Genomic DNA, 16,680 nt, shown 5'->3' on the forward strand with positions numbered 1-16,680 from the left:
CTGTCCCCGCGAACGGGACAGCGGGCCTCCGCGTGCTGTCAGGGCTTGATCACCACGGTGTTGGCGGCCTTGTCGTGCCAGCCGCGGAGCTTGCCGGTGTTGTCGAAGAACGGCGAGATGTAGATCAGGATCAGCCCGATGCCGCAGGTCAGAAAGTTGAGCCCGACGGGGAAGCCCCAGCGGGTCAGCGCGCCGCCGAAGCTCGGCTTGACGCCGGTGCGCTCGTCGACGACCAGGAGGCCGAGGATCATCTTGCCGGGGGTCGCGCCCTTCCAGGCCACGAAGGCGGTGTCCCAGCCCAGGAACAGCACCGCGAAGATGAACCAGTCGAGAATCATCGCGCCGAAGGCGGCGCCCACCGCGGTGCCCGGGTCACTGGACGAGGTGGTGGCGGACAAGGCGCCGAGAATGCCGAACGCGAAGATGGCGTACAGGATGCCGACGAAGATGCTGTCCAGCAGCCGGGCGCCGAAGCGCGCGCCGTAGGAGGCGATCTGGAAGGTCCCGGTGGGGATGGTCACATAACCCGAGGCGCCCTGGGCCACGCCCGGAACCGGCTGCGGCTGGTACCCGTAGGCGTTGGGGTCGTAGCCGGGCTGCTGCGGCGGGTAGCCCGGCTGCTGGTAGCCGTACTCGCCCTGCGGCGGGACCGGGGGCTGCTGCGGGTAGCCGTACTGGGGCTGCTGCTGGGGCTGGCCCTGTGGGTAGCCGTAGCCGGGCTGCTGCGGGACGCCCTGCGGAGCCTGCTGCGGGTAGCCGTAGCCCGCCTGCTGCGGGGGCTGTTGCGGCTGGCCATAGGGGTTGTTGGGATCGGGAGGATAGGACACGGTTTGCCTCCGGGCAGGAAAGGTGAACGAGTGCACGCTCCGGGACACCGCAGGCATGGGCCGTACCGGTGAGAACGCGGCGCGATTATCGGATGGGCATGACAGTGCGGTCGGTGCTCCCCGTACAAGCCGGAGCCGTGGTTGCCTGGGCAGGGCCTCGCCGGCTGGTGTGAGTCGCCTGGGTCCACTGGCGGGACGTCACTGGCGACTGCTGATGACCGCGCACTGTCTCCCCCGAGTTCCGACCGCTTCCAGACGTCCCTGTCATTCGTGACAGGCCGTTGGGGCGTATCAAATTGCTAGTCCCATCGTTCCAATCTGGTGCGATCCTGTCCAGCTACTTCGCACGCCTGTGCGTACTTGGGGCGGATCTGCAACCGGATGCCCGCACGCCGCCAGGTGCGGACCTTGAAACCACCTCGGTAACGACCTGCCGTCCCGATCCGCGAGAATGGGCCCATGACCGCCCAGATTCTCGATGGCAAGGCCACCGCCGCCGCGATCAAGTCCGAGCTCGCCGTACGGATCGAAGCCCTGAAGGCCAGGGGCGTCCAGCCCGGCCTCGGCACCGTCCTGGTCGGCGACGATCCCGGAAGCCACTCCTACGTCCGCGGCAAGCACCGGGACTGCGCCGAGGTCGGCATCGCCAGCATCCAGCGCGAACTGCCCGCCGACGCCACCCAGAGCGACGTCGAGGAGGTCGTCCGCGAGCTCAACGCCAATCCGGCCTGCACCGGCTACATCGTCCAGCTGCCGCTGCCCAGGGGCCTGGACGAGAAGCGCGTGCTGGAGCTGATGGACCCGGCCAAGGACGCCGACGGCCTGCACCCGATGAGCCTGGGCCGGCTGGTCCTGGGCATCGACGCGCCGCTGCCGTGCACTCCGAACGGCATCGTCGAGCTGCTGCACCGGCACAAGGTGGAGACCAACGGCGCGCATGTGGTGGTGGTCGGCCGCGGGATCACCGTGGGCCGCTCGATCGGGCTGCTGCTCACCCGCCGCAGCGAGAACGCGACCGTCACCCTCACCCACACCGGCACCCGCGACCTGTCCGCGCACCTGCGCAGCGCCGACATCATCGTCGCCGCCGCCGGCGTGACGCACCTGGTCAAGCCCGAGGACGTGCGCCCCGGCGCGGCCGTGCTGGACGTCGGCGTCAGTCGCGACGAGAACGGCAAGCTGCTCGGCGACGTCCACCCCGGCGTGGCGGAGGTGGCCGGTTGGCTGTCACCCAACCCGGGCGGGGTCGGACCGATGACCCGGGCGATGCTGCTGAGCAATGTGGTCGAGGCGGCCGAGCGTGCCGAGGGCTGAGTCCGGGCCGGGCCGCCCGTCGGGGCCCAAGCACTCGTCGAAGCCGTCGGGGTCGCCGGAGTCGTCCGAGTCGACGGCCGACCAGGCCGCAGAGGTTGTGTCGGCGGCCGCGGCGGCGGTCTCGCCGCGCTCCCGGCGCCGCGCCGACCCCACCACCGGGACCTTCCCGCCCGAGGGTTCCGCCGCCGCGGCCGACCGCAGCCACCCGGTCCCGGTCCGGCAGTGGCCGATAGTGGTCGTGCTCACCCTGGTCGCCGTGGGACTGGCGGTGACCTCGTTCAACGCCTTCCGTCCGGGCGTGATCACGATCGGCGTCGCACTGCTGGTCGGCTGTGCGCTGCGGATCGCGCTCCCCGAGGTGGGGATGCTGGCGGTGCGCAGCCGGTTCACCGATGTGCTGGTCATGGGGGTGCTCGGCGTGGCGATCGTGGTGCTGGCACTGGCCTCGGAACCCAATCCGGTGATCACACTGCCGTTCGTCAACGACATCGCGCGTTTCTTCGGCCGAGCGCAGGGCTGATTCCGTTGGCGAAGTCGCTGAGTGGTGGCGTGGGGCATCCGGCAGGGCTCCCGCGCGGCGCGTTCCGTCAGTTCCGTGCCGGGTCCCAGCGGGTCAGGCTTGCCTGTACTGACGCGAGTCGCTCGGCGTGGGCCGGGCGACCCTCGAGTTGGGCGGCTAGCCGGCCGAGCAGGGTCCGTGCCTCATCCACGCCACCGGACTCGCCGAGGAGCACCGCCGCCAGCTCCTGGTAGTAGAGGGTTTCCGGGTCGCTGGGCCCCAGGGCCCTGGTCGCATCGGCGGCTACGGCGCGCATCTCGTGGACGGCCAGGCCCAGATGCCGCACGGCCCGGTTGCGGTCGTCGAAGTCGGCTGCCCGACGGGCCGCCGTCCGGGCGTTCAGCGCGAAGCTGTGACGCCGGCGCAGTCCCGTGCGGCTGCGGGTGGTGCCGTCTGCGGGGTTCACCGCGAGGGCCAAGTCGGCGCTGTCGTCGACGGCGCGTTGGGCGGGTTCCGGGCGCGGCGGGTCGGCAGCGGGCATGGTGACGGCGAGCTGCCGGTAGAGGGTGCCGAGATCGAGATGCGGTCCCGCGTCGGGCACGCCATGGCGCAGGAGAGCCACCAGGGCACCGGTGAAAGCGGTCGGCAGGTCCGGGCGGCCGGTCAGGAAGCCTGCTTGGTACCCCTCTCCGGCTGCGGTCAGCAGATGGATGCGAGCGGCTTGCGGGGCGTGCAGGGCCAGTCCGGAAAAGCAGCAGTCGAGTATCGCGACGGGCCGTCGTGCGCCGGTCCTGGTCATCGCTGCGAAGACCTCGCCGATGGGCAGCGACGGTCCGTCGCCGCGACGGGTGGACAGTGTCGCGGGGAGGGCCAGGCGCAGTTGCCGCTCGTCGTCGACGGCGAATCCGTGTCCGGCGAAGTAGAAGAGCAGTACATCGGGTGCACGGTCCGCAGGCGCATCGGCTCTGGTGCGAACGATGGCTTCCAGGACCGCGTTCGCGTCGGGAGGGTCGATGATCGTACGTACGCCGGCGGGGTGGTCGAAGCAGCCGTGGGGCCCGATGAGCGCGTCCGCCAGGGCGCGCACGCTCTGTGCGGCTTGCGGCACGGCCGGAAGCTCATCGGGACGCACCTGGCTGGCCGTGCCGACGAGTACGGCCAGCGCGTTGCCCGGCTCGGGCGGAACGGCTGGGGGAGGTGTCACGGTGCGGTGGCACCAGGGCCGCCGGGCTGGGCCGCGCGCTCCTGCCGGGCGAACCGTTCGAGTTCGGCGAGGACGAGGTCCCGGTCGCGGCGGTCGGCGCTGAAGCTTCGCGAACTGCCGTCCGCGCGGGTGACGGTGAAGCTGATGGGGTGGCCGGTCATGCGCTGACCGAGCCAGTAGCCGAGTGCGCCGACGGCGGCGCTGAGCACGGGAGTGCTCGCGGTGACCAGCTCGACGGCGGTGGCAAGACCGCCGAGTGCGCCGGGCGGCGGTGGCTCCTCGACCAGTCGGGTGGCACGCCCCAGCCGTTTGTCCATGCTCAGCCAGGTGGCGAGGGACCGGTGCAGTTCGCCGGCTTCTTCCTTCGATCCGTCGAAGGTGAGGGTGAGGTGGGTCACGGGGTCCTTCCGTCGGTGAATCCCGGGGGTGGCGGCGGCAGTCCGGGTTCGGAGGCGGTCCAGGGCGGCAGGGTGGTGGGCGTCGCAGTGGCTCCGGCGGGCGCGCCGACGGAGAACAGCGGCAGGTGGCCACTGGTCTCTGTGGGCAGCCGGAAGACGGCCGAGGCTTCGAAGACGCCGACCCGGTCCGCCAGCATCCGCTCGAACTCACCGAAGGCGTAGGGGAATTCCTGCTCGCGGGTCCGGGGCAGCCACACGTCGTGCAGATGGGTGAACGCATGCCAGGCGGCCCGGCGTTCCCCGTGGTCCTGGACGGGCCGTGCGACCGCACGCGACCCGTCCTGGCCGGGTCCGCCGAACGTCGCGGCCAGCAGGTGCGCAGCCTGGGCAGCGGACTGATCGGTGGCCCGGTCCGCGCAGGCCAGGGTGGTGCGGAGCCGATACGCGTATTCGGTCGATGCCACGTGCCGGAGTCGGGTGTAGCCGGCGACTGCCTGCCGGGCGAACGGCAGGGCCTCCTCCTGTCGGCCGATGGCGGGGTTGAACCGGCCGGGCCGCTCCAGCGCCGAGTACTCGGTGAGCAGCCGGTCCAGCATCGCCGCGTCCTGATGGCGCCAAGGCATCGGTTCGAGCCTGATCCCGAGAGTGAACATCCCGTCGATCCGGGTGAGTTCGGTCCACAGCGGCTCCCAGGCGATGGGCTCGGCGGTCAGCGCATCCACGTACAGACCGTACGGGAAGGCCGCATCCGCGCGGGCGAGCTTGCTCCAATGCACCCGGGGACGGATCTCGGTCGGCTGGGCCGACTCGGACGGCTCGAAGGGCCGCAGCCAGGAGGTGAGCCGTGGCGTGCCGAGCGGGATGGCGCGGACCGAGGAAGGCAGGCGGTCGAGGTGCTCGCGCAACCGGTACGCCGCGGTGCGGGCGGCCTCCGGCGTGAGTCCGTAGGCACGGGCCAGCAGGACGCAGTCGAGGCGACCGTCGCCCCGCCCGCTGGGGCCGTAGCGCAGTTCCCAGCAGCGGCCGTCCGGGGCCCACGCGTCAGCGAGCCAGGCGCGCTCTCGTGCGACGGCGCGACGGCGGCGCTCCTCCTCCGGCAGGCCGAGGGCCGAGGCATTGTGGGCGATGGTGGGGTCCGGCTCCAGCCGGACCCCGGTGACGCACCACGCCGCCCCCGCCCACGACAGATCGATGAATCCGTCCTGGGCGGTGATCAACGCGGCTGGCCCTGCCCGTCCTGAGTTCCATAGGGCGGTGTCGGCGGCATGACGGGGACCGGTGGGGCGCCCACCGGCCCGTACCCGTACGACTCGTACGTTGCAGGGGTGGGTCCCGGAATCCCACCGCCGTACGAGGGTTGTGGCTCCACCTGCGGATCGGGCCAGCCACCGTCGCTGTCGGAGAGCGCCACGGCCAGTCCCTCCCTGCAGGCGATGTGCGCGGCCTCGCGCAGGGCACGGGCGCGCTCGCTCCGCAGGATCTGCAACTCGATCGTGTTACGGCCTTGCAGACCCTGAATCATGTCGCGGAGGTACTGGCCGATGAGCTGGTAGCCCCGACGCGAGCGCCACATCATCCAGCCGAGGTACAGGCTGCTGCCGTAGGTGAAGACAGAGATGTAGACGACGTAGCTGCTCTCCCTGAGGATCAGCCGACCATCCTTCTCCTCGACCCCCACCGGAAAACCGCGCGTGCTCAGCACCTGACGGATACCGAGGTACGCGTGGTCACGGCGGCCGTACCGCTCAGCCAGGAGCACTCGCCACTCGGCGATGTCCTCGGGCGTGCGGGAGAAGAGCAGGACAACCCAGAAGACGGCCGTGGAGACGAGGCTGCAGAAGACCATCCAGGCGGAGCCGGCGGTCGGGCTCGCGGTGATGAGGAGCAACATTCCGAACAGGAAACCCACCAGGGACAGCAGGAACGACACCAGGAAGCTCCGGAGCAGAAGGAGCCACAGGAACTTGATGGGCACGCTCTCGTTGAGGTCCATCTCGATCGGCTGGAACAGCAGGGTCTTGTCGAGATAGGCGGCGTTTCCGTCGCCGCCGCGCCAGCCCGGCAACGCATTGCTCTCGGCCATGAACATAAAGCGCCCCCCTCAAAACTTCCCCATCTGCTTACAAGACAACCAGCGTGCCACGGCATCGCGCCGGATTCAGTGGAAATGTCGGAAGTCGGCAGATTCCGGCGTGCAGGATCCACGGGCCGCATATCCGTGGTATTGCGGGTGGCTTCGCTCTCGAACTGACGTGCCCATTACGCCTCTTTGTACCCGATCGAACCAGCGCCCGACAGCATCGAGAAATCCAGCCCAAAATACTGATTTGATCTGGAATTATGCTGGATCGGCATAGGCGAGTGGCAAACGTGACGAAGGACGCCCCAGGAGGTCCGCCGGGGCGTCACCAGGAGTCCCCCTCCTGAGATAGCCTGTCAAGCGGTCTCTTGAAGTCAAGAGACCGATCAGGTGCTCCGACGTTCGAAAGAAGCTCCTGACCACCCAAAAGGCACCAGCAGGAGACGTCAACCATGACCAGCACTCCCGTCAACGTCACCGTCACCGGCGCGGCCGGACAGATCGGCTACGCGCTGCTGTTCCGCATCGCCTCCGGCCACCTCCTCGGCCCCGACGTGCCGGTGAAGCTGCGTCTGCTGGAGATCCCGCAGGGCGTCAAGGCCGCCGAGGGCACCGCGATGGAGCTCGACGACTGCGCCTTCCCGCTGCTCGCCGGCATCGACATCTTCGACGACCCGAACAAGGGCTTCGAGGGCGCCAACGTCGGTCTGCTCGTGGGCGCCCGCCCGCGCACCGCCGGCATGGAGCGCGGTGACCTGCTCTCCGCCAACGGCGGCATCTTCGGCCCGCAGGGCAAGGCCATCAACGACAACGCCGCGGACGACATCCGCGTCCTGGTCGTCGGCAACCCGGCCAACACCAACGCGCTGATCGCCCAGCGCAACGCCCCGGACGTACCGGCGGACCGCTTCACCGCGATGACCCGCCTGGACCACAACCGCGCGGTGGCCCAGCTCTCCAAGAAGCTCGGCGTCTCGGTCTCCGAGATCAAGAAGCTGACGATCTGGGGCAACCACTCCGCCACCCAGTACCCCGACGTCTTCCACGCCGAGGTCAACGGCGAGAACGCCGCCAAGGCCATCTCGGACGACGCCTGGCTGTCGGACTTCTTCATCCCGACCGTGGCCAAGCGTGGCGCCGCCATCATCGACGCCCGCGGCGCCTCCTCGGCCGCCTCGGCCGCGAACGCCGCCATCGACCATGTCTTCACCTGGACCAACGGCACCGCCGAGGGCGACTGGACCTCCGCCGGTGTGGTCTCCGACGGCTCCTACGGCGTGCCCGCGGGCATCATCTCCTCCTTCCCGGTCACCGCGAAGGACGGCACGTTCGAGATCGTCCAGGGCCTGGACATCAACGACTTCTCGCGGGCCCGGATCGATGCCTCGGTCGCCGAGCTCATCGAGGAGCGGGACGCGGTGGCGGGGCTCGGGCTGATCTAGTCGCAACTCCTTCGCAACCGACAGCCCCCACCCGTTAGGGTGGGGGCTGTCGCGACTGGCGAACGTGGAAGCAACCACGAGGGAGCGACGGAGCGCCGCCACCGGAGTGCCGTACGCCTGGGCATCCGGGTCACCATTCGATGGACGACCCGGAGGACGCCGTATGAGTGCGTTGCAGAGCACAGACCCCGAGATCGCCGCCCTGGTCGCCGCCGAGGAGCGGCTGCAGGCCGACACGCTGCGACTGATCCCCAGTGAGAACTACGTCTCCGCCGCGGTGCTGGAAGCCTCCGGCACGGTGCTGCAGAACAAGTACTCCGAGGGCTACCCGGGCAAGCGGTACTACGAGGGCCAGCAGAACATCGACCAGATCGAGACGCTGGCGATCGAGCGGGCCAAGGCGCTGTTCGGCGTCGAGCACGCCAACGTCCAGCCGTACTCCGGCTCGCCCGCCAACCTCGCCGTCTACCTGGCCTTCCTCAAGCCCGGCGACACTGTGCTCGGCATGGCCCTGCCGATGGGCGGTCACCTCACCCACGGCTGGGGCGTGTCCGCCACCGGCTCCTGGTTCCGCGGCGTGCAGTACGGCGTGCATCGCGAGACCGGGCGGACCGACCTGGACCAGGTGCGGGAGCTGGCGCTCAATGAGCGGCCGAAGGTGATCTTCTGCGGGGGCACGGCGGTGCCGCGCACCATCGACTTCCCCGCGTTCGCGGAGATCGCCCGCGAGGTCGGCGCGGTGCTGGTCGCGGACATCGCGCACATCGCCGGGCTGGTCGCGGGCGGTGCGCACCCCTCGCCGGTCGGGTACGCGGACGTCATCTCCACCACCACCCACAAGACGCTGCGCGGGCCGCGGGGCGCGATGCTGATGTCCACGGAGGAGCATGCGCGGGCGCTGGACCGGGCGGTCTTCCCCGGGCTGCAGGGCGGGCCGCACAACCAGACCACGGCGGCCATCGCGGTCGCCCTGCGGGAGGCCTCCGGCGAGGAGTTCCGGGCATACGCCCGACAGGTCGTCAGCAACGCCCGGGCGCTGGGGGAGGAGCTCGCCGCGAGGGGTTTCGACCTGGTCTCCGGCGGGACCGACAACCACCTGCTGCTGATCGATCTGAGCAGCAAGGGGGTGCCCGGCAAGGTGGCGGCCAAGGCGCTGGACCGGGCCGGGATCGTCGTCAACTACAACAGCGTGCCCTATGACACCAGGAAGCCGTTCGACCCGTCGGGCATCCGCATCGGGACTCCGTCCCTGACCTCGCGCGGGATCGGGGTGGACGCGATGGCGCAGGTGGCGGAGTGGATCGATCGGGTGGTGACGGGGGACGAGGAGGTCGTCACCAAGGTGCGGGCCGAGGTCGCTGAACTGATGCAGGCGTATCCGGCCCCGGGGTTGAGTGTTCTACGTTCGTAGATGGTTGTTCGCGCAGTTCCCCGCGCCCCTATGTTGTGCATGGCTGAGCTTGCAGCAGACCTTCACCATGCAGCACCCAGGGGCGCGGGGAACTGCGCGAGAACCATGCACGGCGTAGAGCCTTCCGCCCGCCGCATAAACTGCAGCGCGTGAGCGCAACGCTGCAGGATGCCGGGCTGGTCCTGGTCTTCATCGTCATCGGTGGAATCTTCAATGTCGCCGAGATCTCGCTGATCTCCCTCCGGGAGGGGCAGATCCAGGCCCTGGCCGAGCAGGGCACGAAGCGTGGGGCGCGGGCGGCGCATCTGGCTGGGGACCCGAACCGGTTCCTGGCCGCGGTGCAGGTCGGGGTGACCTGCATGGGGTTTCTGTCGGCGGCCTTCGGTGCGGACACGCTCGCCGTCAAGGTGGCGCCGCTGTTCACCGGGATGGGGCTCAGCGACGGAGTCGCGAACGCCGTGTCGCTGGTGGTGCTGACCCTGCTGATCTCCTATGTGTCGCTGGTGCTCGGCGAGCTGACGCCCAAGCGGATCGGGCTGCAGCGGGCCGAGTCCATCGCCCTGCTCGCGGCGCCGCTGGTGGACTTCATCTCGGTGGTGCTGCGTCCGGTGATCTGGCTGCTGTCCCGCTCGACCAATCTGATGGTGCGACTGCTCGGCGGCGACCCAGGCGCCGGGCGCAACGCCATGAGCTCGGAGGAGCTCCGCGGGCTGGTCGCCTCCAACACCGAGCTGAGCAGCGACGAGCGACGGCTGATCGGCGAGGTCTTCGCGGCGGGGGAGCGGCAGCTGCGCGAGGTGATGGTGCCGCGTACCGAGGTGACCTTCCTGGACGCCTCGCGCCGACTGGACGAGGTGCGGCAGGAGATCAACCGCTATCCGCACTCCCGCTACCCGGTGGTGGACGGCTCCTACGACGCGGTGGTGGGGTTCGTGCACGTCCGCGACCTCTACCAGGAGGCCGGCGGCGCGCAGACGGTGCGCGATCTGGCCCGTCCGGTGAAGCTGCTGCCGGCGACCAAGAGCGTGCTGCCGTCCATGTCGGAGATGCGGCACGAGGGTCACCACCTGGCCATCGTGGTGGACGAGTACGGCGGCACCGCCGGGATCGTCTCGCTGGAGGACCTGGTGGAGGAGGTCATCGGCGAGATCAGGGACGAGTACGACTCGCAGGAGCTCAGCACCACCCGCAGGCTGGCCGGCGGCAGCATCGAGGTGGACGGGCTGCTCAATCTCGCCGACTTCACCGAGGAGACCGGGGTCGAGCTGCCGGAGGGGCCGTACGAGACGGTGGCCGGCTTCGTCGTGTCCGAGCTGGGGCATCTGCCGGAGCTGGACGAACAGGTGGAGGTCGGCGCGGGCTACCGGCTCGCCGTCGTGGCGCTGGACGGCCGCCGGGTGGACCGGGTCAGGGTCACCCGGGCGGTCGCTGCTGCTGCGGCACCGGCGCCGCAGGCGGACTCGGCGGCCCAGGCTCCACAGGTGGGCGGGGCTCCACAGGCGGGCGGGGCTCCTCAAGCGGGCGGGAACGCGGCTCCCGGGTCGGCAGTACCGCCCGGAGCCGACGCCGGGCCCGATGCAGGCGCCACCCGGCGGCCCGCCGGAGGCTGATCCGGTCCCGCGCCAGCACCAGCGTCAGCGCACCGTCCGGTCCGGCCTGGGCGCTGGCCCGGTAGGGCAGCCCCCGGTGCCACATCCGCTGCGAGGGCAGCGGCGCGGCCGGCGCGGGGACGGCCAGGGTGTCCCGGGGTCCCGCGTACTCGGTGTCCAGCAGCACCGACCAGCTGCCCGCCGCGGTGCCACGCCGCGGCAGCAGCGCGGCCAGCGGCAGGCTGACGGTGTGTTCGGGCGCCGAACCGGCCGGCGCGCCGACGGCGGCCCGCTCGACCGGAGGGACCGCCCGGTCCCCGCTCAGGTCCCCGGCCCGGGGCCGGGGCACGAGGCGGGCCCGCACCGATCCGCGGCCCACCGCCGACAGGGTCAGCGACGGTCCGGTCCCGGGACGGTCCGGTGGCTGCCAGCCGACGGAGGTCACCCGCAGCGGCGGAGGCGGAGTGCCGTGCTCCGCCTCGTGCCGCAGCAGGTCCAGGTAGTCGTCGGCCAGGCCGTCCTGGAGCAGCCGGGCCCGGCGCAGCTGACTGCCCGCCAGGCCGTCGGCGGTCCAGTCCCCGCAGTGCTGCGCGAGCAGCCTCCCGGCTCCGCGCAGCAGCCGCCGCCGCACCGCCGGGTCCAGGCCCAGCACGGCGGGGCCGACCAGCGGCAGCAGCTCCCACTGCAGGTGCCGCCGGAAGAACTCGGCCCGTCCCGGACCAGGTTCGGTGTAGGCGAGGGTGGTGGCCATGATCGCCTCGATGGCGCGCAGCCGGTCCTCGGGGTCGGCGGTGAGGGTGATGTTGCTGCCGTCGTCACGGCGCGTCAGGTGGTAGCAGGGGTAGTCGGCGTAGACCGAGATCCGTCCGGCCCGGGCATACGCCTTCAGGGCGAAGGGCTGGTCGCTGTAGACCGGCAGGTCCTCGCGGAAGCGCAGCCGGTAGCGCTCCAGCAGCTCGCGCCGGTAGAGCTTGGTCACATTGAGCGACCAGGGCAGCAGCGGGCCGGGGAACGGCTCGTCCACCACCGTCTCCCGGTAGAGCCACTGGGCGACCTTGCGGCCGTTCTCGCCGACCATCCGGGCCAGCACCACGTCGGAGCCGTGCCGGTCGGCGAAGCCGACGGCCCGCTCCAGCGCCTCGGGGCCGAGGTAGTCGTCGGAGTCGACGAAGTAGAGGTAGCGGCCGGCCGCCCGCTCCAGGGCGAGGTTGCGGGCCCGGGCCGGGCCGCCGCGGTCGGGGAGCCGGAGGACGATGAGCAGCCCGGGGTGCTCGGCCGCCAGCCCCTCCAGCCGTCGGACGCTGTCGTCGTCGGAGCCGTCGTCCACGGCGACGACCTCGAAGCGGTCCGTGCCGATGGACTGCGCCAGTAACGAGTCGTACCAGCGCCGCAGATACCCGCCGGTGTTGTGAACAGGAGTGATGATGGTCACGTCGGCTGGTGGCACGGCTGCGGCTCCGCTTCTCTGACGGTCAGCGCCTCTTTGACGGTCAACCGATCAACGGTCCTCGGCACGGAGTGGGTACGGCTTCCTGAGAGAATGGGCGGCATGGTCACTGATCGCCCCCGCGTCCTCTCCGGCATCCAGCCCACCTCCGGGTCGTTCCACCTGGGCAACTACCTCGGCGCGGTGCGCCAGTGGGTGGCCCTGCAGGATTCGCACGACGCCTTCTACGCCGTCGTGGACCTGCACGCGATCACGGTGGAGCAGGACCCGGCGACGCTGCGGGAGAACACCAGGGCGTCGGTCGCACAGCTGCTCGGGGTGGGGCTCGACCCGGAGCGCTGCACCCTGTTCGTGCAGTCGCACGTCCCCGAGCACGCCCAGCTCGGCTGGGTGATGAACTGCATGGCCGGCTTCGGCGAGGCGGCCCGGATGACCCAGTTCAAGGACAAGACCGCCAGGCACGGCGCCGACCGCACCACGGTCGGCCTGTTCACCTATCCGATCCTGCAGGTCGCCGACATCCTGCTGTACCAGGCCAACCAGGTGCCGGTGGGCGAGGACCAGCGGCAGCACGTCGAGCTGACCCGGGACCTGGCCGAGCGCTTCAACCACCGCTACGGCCCGGAGCCGACCTTCACCGTGCCCAGCCCGTACATCCTCAAGGAGACCGCCAAGGTCTTCGACCTGCAGGACCCGACCGCCAAGATGAGCAAGTCGGCCTCCTCGGCCAAGGGCCTGGTCAACCTGCTGGACGAGCCGAAGGTAAGTGCCAAGAAGTTCCGCAGCGCGGTCACCGACACCGGCACCGTGGTCTCCTTCGACGAGAAGGAGAAGCCGGGCGTCTCCAACCTGCTCGGCATCTACTCCGCGATCAGCGGCCGCTCCGTGCCCGAATTGGTGGATCACTTCGACGGCAAAATGTACGGGGCGCTGAAGACCGAGCTCGCCGACGCGTTCAGCGAGTGGGTCGCCCCGATCCAGGAGCGCACCCGGGCTTACCTGGACGATCCGGCGACTCTGGACGAGGTGCTGGCGCGCGGCGCCGAGAAGGCCCGCGCGGTGGCTTCGGAGACGCTGGCCGCGGTGTACGACCGGATCGGCTTCCTTCCGGCGAAGCGCTGAGATGACCACCAGTCCGATTCCGGCCGCCGGGCCGGGGATGACGGTCATCGGCGTCTCGATCGCCGTCCCCGAGCCCTGGGCCACCGAGATCCAGGACGCCCGCGCCGACTACGGAGACCCGCTGGCCCGGGCGATACCCACGCACATCACCCTGCTGCCGCCGACCGAGGTGGCCGTCGACTCGCTGGGAGCGGTCGAGGAGCACCTGGCCGCCGCCGCGGCCGGGCACCGGCCGTTCCGGGTGCTGCTGCACGGCAGCGGCAGTTTCCGGCCGGTCTCCCCGGTGGTCTTCGTCCGGGTCGAGGCCGGCGTGCGGGAGTGCCGGGAGGTGGAGGCCTCGGTCCGCTCCGGTGTGCTGGCGCGGGAGCTGAACTTCCCCTACCACCCGCATGTGACGGTGGCGCACGGGGTCGGGTCCGTGGCCCTGGACAAGGCCCTCGCCGACCTCCGGGGCTACCGTGCCGACTTCACCGTCCCGGGGTTCAGCCTGTACCGGTTCGGGTCGGACGAGGTCTGGAGGCCGCTGCGCCGCTTCGGCTTCGACCCGCGGCAAGGGTGAACACGGTCTGACCGGAATCATGACGGGATGTGAAGATTCGAAACACGGTTGTTAAGAGTGCGACCAGACGTAAATAGACGTGAAGAACAACGATCGATTAACGTCAGGTGTGGAATCAAGGGCCGGCAGGGGTACGCGGCGCTGCGCTGGCTCTTACCAAGCTCTTGAGACCGGTTCCATGCCCACGATCTGATGGATGATCATGCCCCGCTTCAGCATCGTAGTACCCCACACCGAGGACGCCACCTACCTGCGTGACGTCCTCGACTCCGTACTGACCCAGGTCTTCCAGGACCTGGAGCTGATTCTGGTGGGCAGCGCACCCGGCGGCGATGCCGCGGCAATGATTGACGAGTACGCGCAAACAGATTCCCGGGTGATCAGGATCGAGAACCCGGGGACCCCCTCGACGGACGACGGTCTCTCCGCCGAGCGCGACCTGGGCGCGGCCCGGGCCGAGGGCGACTACCTGCTGCTGCTGGACAGCGATGTGCTGCTGATGCCCGGGGCCCTGGAGGCGCTGGACGACCGCCTCACCGAACTGGGCTCCCCCGAACTGCTGCTGTTCGACCACGAGCGCCGGGACTGGCTGTCGCGGATCACCCCCAGCCTCGACGCCGAACTGCTGGCCGACCTCGAACTGATCGGTGACGGCGAGTTTGCCACGGCTGCCGCCCCCCAGGCGGTCCGGGTCTCCCCGCTGCCCTGGAACCGGGCCGTGCGCCGGGACTTCTACGTCGAGCACTCCGCTGCCTTCGCGCCTTCGACGGCGCTGCCGTCCCTGGTGCTGGCCGAGCGGACCCTGTTGGCCGCGCGGAGCGTCGGCGCGCTCGACGCGATCTGCACCCAGCGCCTGCGCCGCCGCACCGTCGGCCGCTGGATGGAGATCCTCATCAGCGACGGCCTGCTCGCGGTGCAGGGCTACCGGCAGGTGCTGGAGTCGTTCGCCACACCGGAGGGCCGGCCGGCCGGTACCGAGGACGAGCAGAAGGCGCTGGCCTCGGCGCTGTACGACGAGATGTTCCTCGTCGCGCTGGCCACCATGCGGCGCTCCCTGGAGGCGCCCGACGCCGCCCGCCGCCGCTTCCTGGCCGCCGCGGCCGAGGCGCTCAGGGCGGTCCGCCCGGCCGGCTGGACCCGCCCGGCCGAGGCCGACGGACTGCGTGCCGCCGCCCTGGAGACCGGCTCCTACCTGCGCTTCCGTACCGTGGAGCGGGCCGGCACCACCCTGGTCAAGGGCCGCAAGCAGCTGCGCCTGCGCCGCCACAACACCGCCCGCAAGGCGATCAAGGCGATCTACCGGGCCAATCTCCGCCGCCCGGTCGAGAAGGGACTGGTCGCCTACCAGGCGTACTGGAACCGCCAGATCGCCTGCAACCCCGAGGCGATCTACCGCAAGGCCAAGGAGCTGGCCCCGGGCATGCGCGGGGTCTGGGTGCTGAACAAGGACGCCGTCGCGCTCGCCCCCAAGGGCGTGAAGACCGTCGTCGCCGGCTCCCGTGCCTACTGGGAGCTGATGGCCAGGGCCGAGTTCCTGGTCACCAACGCCAGCTGGTCCGGAGACATCGTCAAGCGCCCCGAGCAGACGTACATCCAGACCCACCACGGCACCCCGCTGAAGAAGATGGGCCTGGACCAGCGCGACTACCCCGCGGCCACGATGAACTTCAACGAGATGCTCCAGAGCATCGACCAGTGGGACGTCAGCCTCAGCTCCAACCGGCACTCCACCCAGGTCTGGGAACGGGTCTACCCGAGCAGCTACACCACCCTGGAGAGCGGCTACCCGCGCAACGACGTCTACCAGCACGCCACCGCCGAGGACGTCGCCCGGATCCGCGCCGAACTGGGCATCGAGCCCGGCCAGAAGGCGATCCTGTACGCGCCCACGCACCGGGACTACCGCAAGGGCTTCGTGCCCCCGCTGGACCTGGAGGCCTTCTGCGCCGGTCTGGGCGACGAGTACGTGGTGCTGGTGCGCGCGCACTACTTCTACGGCGCCAACAAGCGGCTCCAGCTGCAGACCCGCCGCGGCGTGCTGCGGGACGTCTCCGCCTACCCCTCGGTCGAGAAGCTGGCACTGGCCTCGGACGCGCTGCTCGGCGACTACTCCTCGGTGATGTTCGACTACGCCAACCTGGACCGGCCGATCGTGGTGCACGCCCCCGACTGGGAGGTCTACAAGGAGTCCCGCGGGGTCTACCTCGACCTGGTCTCCGGACGCCCCGGGGACACCCCCGGGGTGGTCGCCACCGATGTCGAGGGCCTGATCGAGGCGTTCCGCTCGGGGGCCTGGGAGGGCGAGCAGTCCGCGAAGCTGCGGGCCGCCTTCCGGGAGCGGTTCTGCCAGTTCGACGACGGCAGGGCGGCCGAGCGGGTGGTCCGCCGGGTGTTCCTGGGGGAGACGGCCGACATCCCGTTCATCCCGCTGGACGAGCGCACCCCCGCGCCGCGGCCGTCGGCCGCCCGTTCGGACGTGGACGAGAGCGCCACGGCGCACGCCTGACGGCGACTCAGCTCACTGGAAGAGGCCGGTGGCCGGAACCCCGAAGGGTTCCGGCCACCGGCCTCTTGACGTTCTGTTCCTAGCCCTTCTGTTCCTAGCCCTGGTCTTCCAGGAGGGCGTCGACGACGCGGGTGGTGGCGTTGCCGTCGTCCCAGGGGCTGTAGGCCTGTTGGTAGGCGGTGTAGGCGTCGGTGTGGGGCTTGGTGGCGGCGTCGATGTCCTGGAGGGCGTGGATGAGGTCGGTGGAGGTGCGCAGGATGGGTCCGGGGGCCTGGTTCTGGT

14 protein-coding genes, 1 pseudogene and 1 riboswitch are annotated in these 16,680 nt (G+C 70.5%); of the genes and pseudogenes, 8 read left to right on the forward strand and 7 right to left on the reverse strand.

Going from position 1 to position 16,680, the window contains the following annotated elements:
• Nucleotides 1-38: 38 nt before the first annotated feature.
• On the reverse strand, nt 39-827 hold the full coding sequence (locus ABH941_RS12745; RefSeq protein ID WP_370129030.1) for an RDD family protein: 789 nt from the start codon (nt 825-827) through the stop codon (nt 39-41).
• Between the two features lie 459 nt (nt 828-1,286).
• Between ABH941_RS12745 and ABH941_RS12750 the strand changes: the two genes are divergently transcribed.
• Both ABH941_RS12750 and ABH941_RS12755 read left to right on the forward strand, forming a co-directional pair.
• The gene (locus ABH941_RS12750; protein ID WP_370129032.1) at nt 1,287-2,141 is read left to right on the forward strand and encodes a bifunctional methylenetetrahydrofolate dehydrogenase/methenyltetrahydrofolate cyclohydrolase; all 855 of its coding nucleotides are present in this window, start codon (nt 1,287-1,289) and stop codon (nt 2,139-2,141) included.
• Nucleotides 2,128-2,661 (forward strand): DUF3017 domain-containing protein, encoded by a 534-nt coding sequence (locus ABH941_RS12755; RefSeq protein ID WP_370129033.1) that lies wholly within the window; start codon nt 2,128-2,130, stop codon nt 2,659-2,661. Before ABH941_RS12750 ends, ABH941_RS12755 begins: the two co-directional genes overlap by 14 nt.
• Nucleotides 2,662-2,728: 67 nt before the next feature.
• On the opposite strand, the gene ABH941_RS12760 is transcribed toward ABH941_RS12755, so the two are convergent.
• From ABH941_RS12760 to ABH941_RS12775, 4 genes are read right to left on the reverse strand one after another with little or no spacing between them, the layout of a single operon-like run.
• The gene (locus ABH941_RS12760; RefSeq protein ID WP_370129034.1) at nt 2,729-3,844 is read right to left on the reverse strand and encodes a hypothetical protein; all 1,116 of its coding nucleotides are present in this window, start codon (nt 3,842-3,844) and stop codon (nt 2,729-2,731) included.
• Entirely contained in the window at nt 3,841-4,242 is a 402-nt protein-coding gene (locus ABH941_RS12765; protein ID WP_370129036.1) for a hypothetical protein, read from the reverse strand. Before ABH941_RS12765 ends, ABH941_RS12760 begins: the two co-directional genes overlap by 4 nt.
• Nucleotides 4,239-5,459 (reverse strand): hypothetical protein, encoded by a 1,221-nt coding sequence (locus tag ABH941_RS12770; RefSeq protein WP_370129037.1) that lies wholly within the window; start codon nt 5,457-5,459, stop codon nt 4,239-4,241. Before ABH941_RS12770 ends, ABH941_RS12765 begins: the two co-directional genes overlap by 4 nt.
• Nucleotides 5,456-6,331, reverse strand: a complete 876-nt coding sequence (locus ABH941_RS12775) for a hypothetical protein (RefSeq protein ID WP_370129038.1) — start codon at nt 6,329-6,331, stop codon at nt 5,456-5,458. Before ABH941_RS12775 ends, ABH941_RS12770 begins: the two co-directional genes overlap by 4 nt.
• Before the next feature lie 443 nt (nt 6,332-6,774).
• On the opposite strand from ABH941_RS12775, the gene ABH941_RS12780 reads away from it, so the two are divergent.
• The 3 genes from ABH941_RS12780 to ABH941_RS12790 all read left to right on the forward strand — a co-directional run bounded on the left by ABH941_RS12780 (nt 6,775) and on the right by ABH941_RS12790 (nt 10,785).
• Nucleotides 6,775-7,764: a malate dehydrogenase gene (locus ABH941_RS12780; protein ID WP_370129039.1), complete on the forward strand. Its 990-nt coding sequence runs from the start codon at nt 6,775-6,777 to the stop codon at nt 7,762-7,764.
• A 41-nt stretch (nt 7,765-7,805) separates the two neighbouring features.
• Nucleotides 7,806-7,894: riboswitch (ZMP/ZTP riboswitch) on the forward strand.
• A gap of 33 nt (nt 7,895-7,927) precedes the next feature.
• Nucleotides 7,928-9,175: a serine hydroxymethyltransferase gene (glyA, locus tag ABH941_RS12785; RefSeq protein ID WP_370129040.1), complete on the forward strand. Its 1,248-nt coding sequence runs from the start codon at nt 7,928-7,930 to the stop codon at nt 9,173-9,175.
• A 149-nt stretch (nt 9,176-9,324) separates the two neighbouring features.
• Nucleotides 9,325-10,785 carry a hemolysin family protein gene (locus tag ABH941_RS12790; RefSeq protein ID WP_370129041.1) on the forward strand — a complete coding sequence of 487 codons (1,461 nt, stop codon included), beginning with the start codon at nt 9,325-9,327 and terminating at the stop codon, nt 10,783-10,785.
• A gap of 928 nt (nt 10,786-11,713) precedes the next feature.
• Here ABH941_RS12790 and ABH941_RS12795 read toward each other — a convergent pair.
• Nucleotides 11,714-12,211: pseudogene (locus tag ABH941_RS12795) on the reverse strand (glycosyltransferase family 2 protein); the annotation flags it as partial.
• Nucleotides 12,212-12,313: 102 nt separating this feature from the next.
• Here ABH941_RS12795 and trpS point away from each other — a divergent pair.
• The 3 genes from trpS to ABH941_RS12810 all read left to right on the forward strand — a co-directional run bounded on the left by trpS (nt 12,314) and on the right by ABH941_RS12810 (nt 16,398).
• The gene (trpS, locus tag ABH941_RS12800; RefSeq protein ID WP_370129042.1) at nt 12,314-13,333 is read left to right on the forward strand and encodes a tryptophan--tRNA ligase; all 1,020 of its coding nucleotides are present in this window, start codon (nt 12,314-12,316) and stop codon (nt 13,331-13,333) included.
• A 1-nt stretch (nt 13,334) separates the two neighbouring features.
• Nucleotides 13,335-13,892 carry a 2'-5' RNA ligase family protein gene (locus ABH941_RS12805; RefSeq protein WP_370129043.1) on the forward strand — a complete coding sequence of 186 codons (558 nt, stop codon included), beginning with the start codon at nt 13,335-13,337 and terminating at the stop codon, nt 13,890-13,892.
• 196 nt (nt 13,893-14,088) lie between these two features.
• Nucleotides 14,089-16,398, forward strand: coding sequence for a CDP-glycerol glycerophosphotransferase family protein (locus ABH941_RS12810; protein WP_370129044.1), 2,310 nt, complete (start codon nt 14,089-14,091; stop codon nt 16,396-16,398).
• A gap of 94 nt (nt 16,399-16,492) precedes the next feature.
• Here ABH941_RS12810 and ABH941_RS12815 read toward each other — a convergent pair.
• A partial coding sequence (locus tag ABH941_RS12815; RefSeq protein ID WP_370129045.1) for a CDP-glycerol glycerophosphotransferase family protein occupies nt 16,493-16,680 on the reverse strand: 188 nt, incomplete at its 5' end.

This window comes from Streptacidiphilus sp. EB103A (assembly GCF_041261405.1).
In the GTDB taxonomy this organism is placed as follows: domain Bacteria; phylum Actinomycetota; class Actinomycetes; order Streptomycetales; family Streptomycetaceae; genus Streptacidiphilus.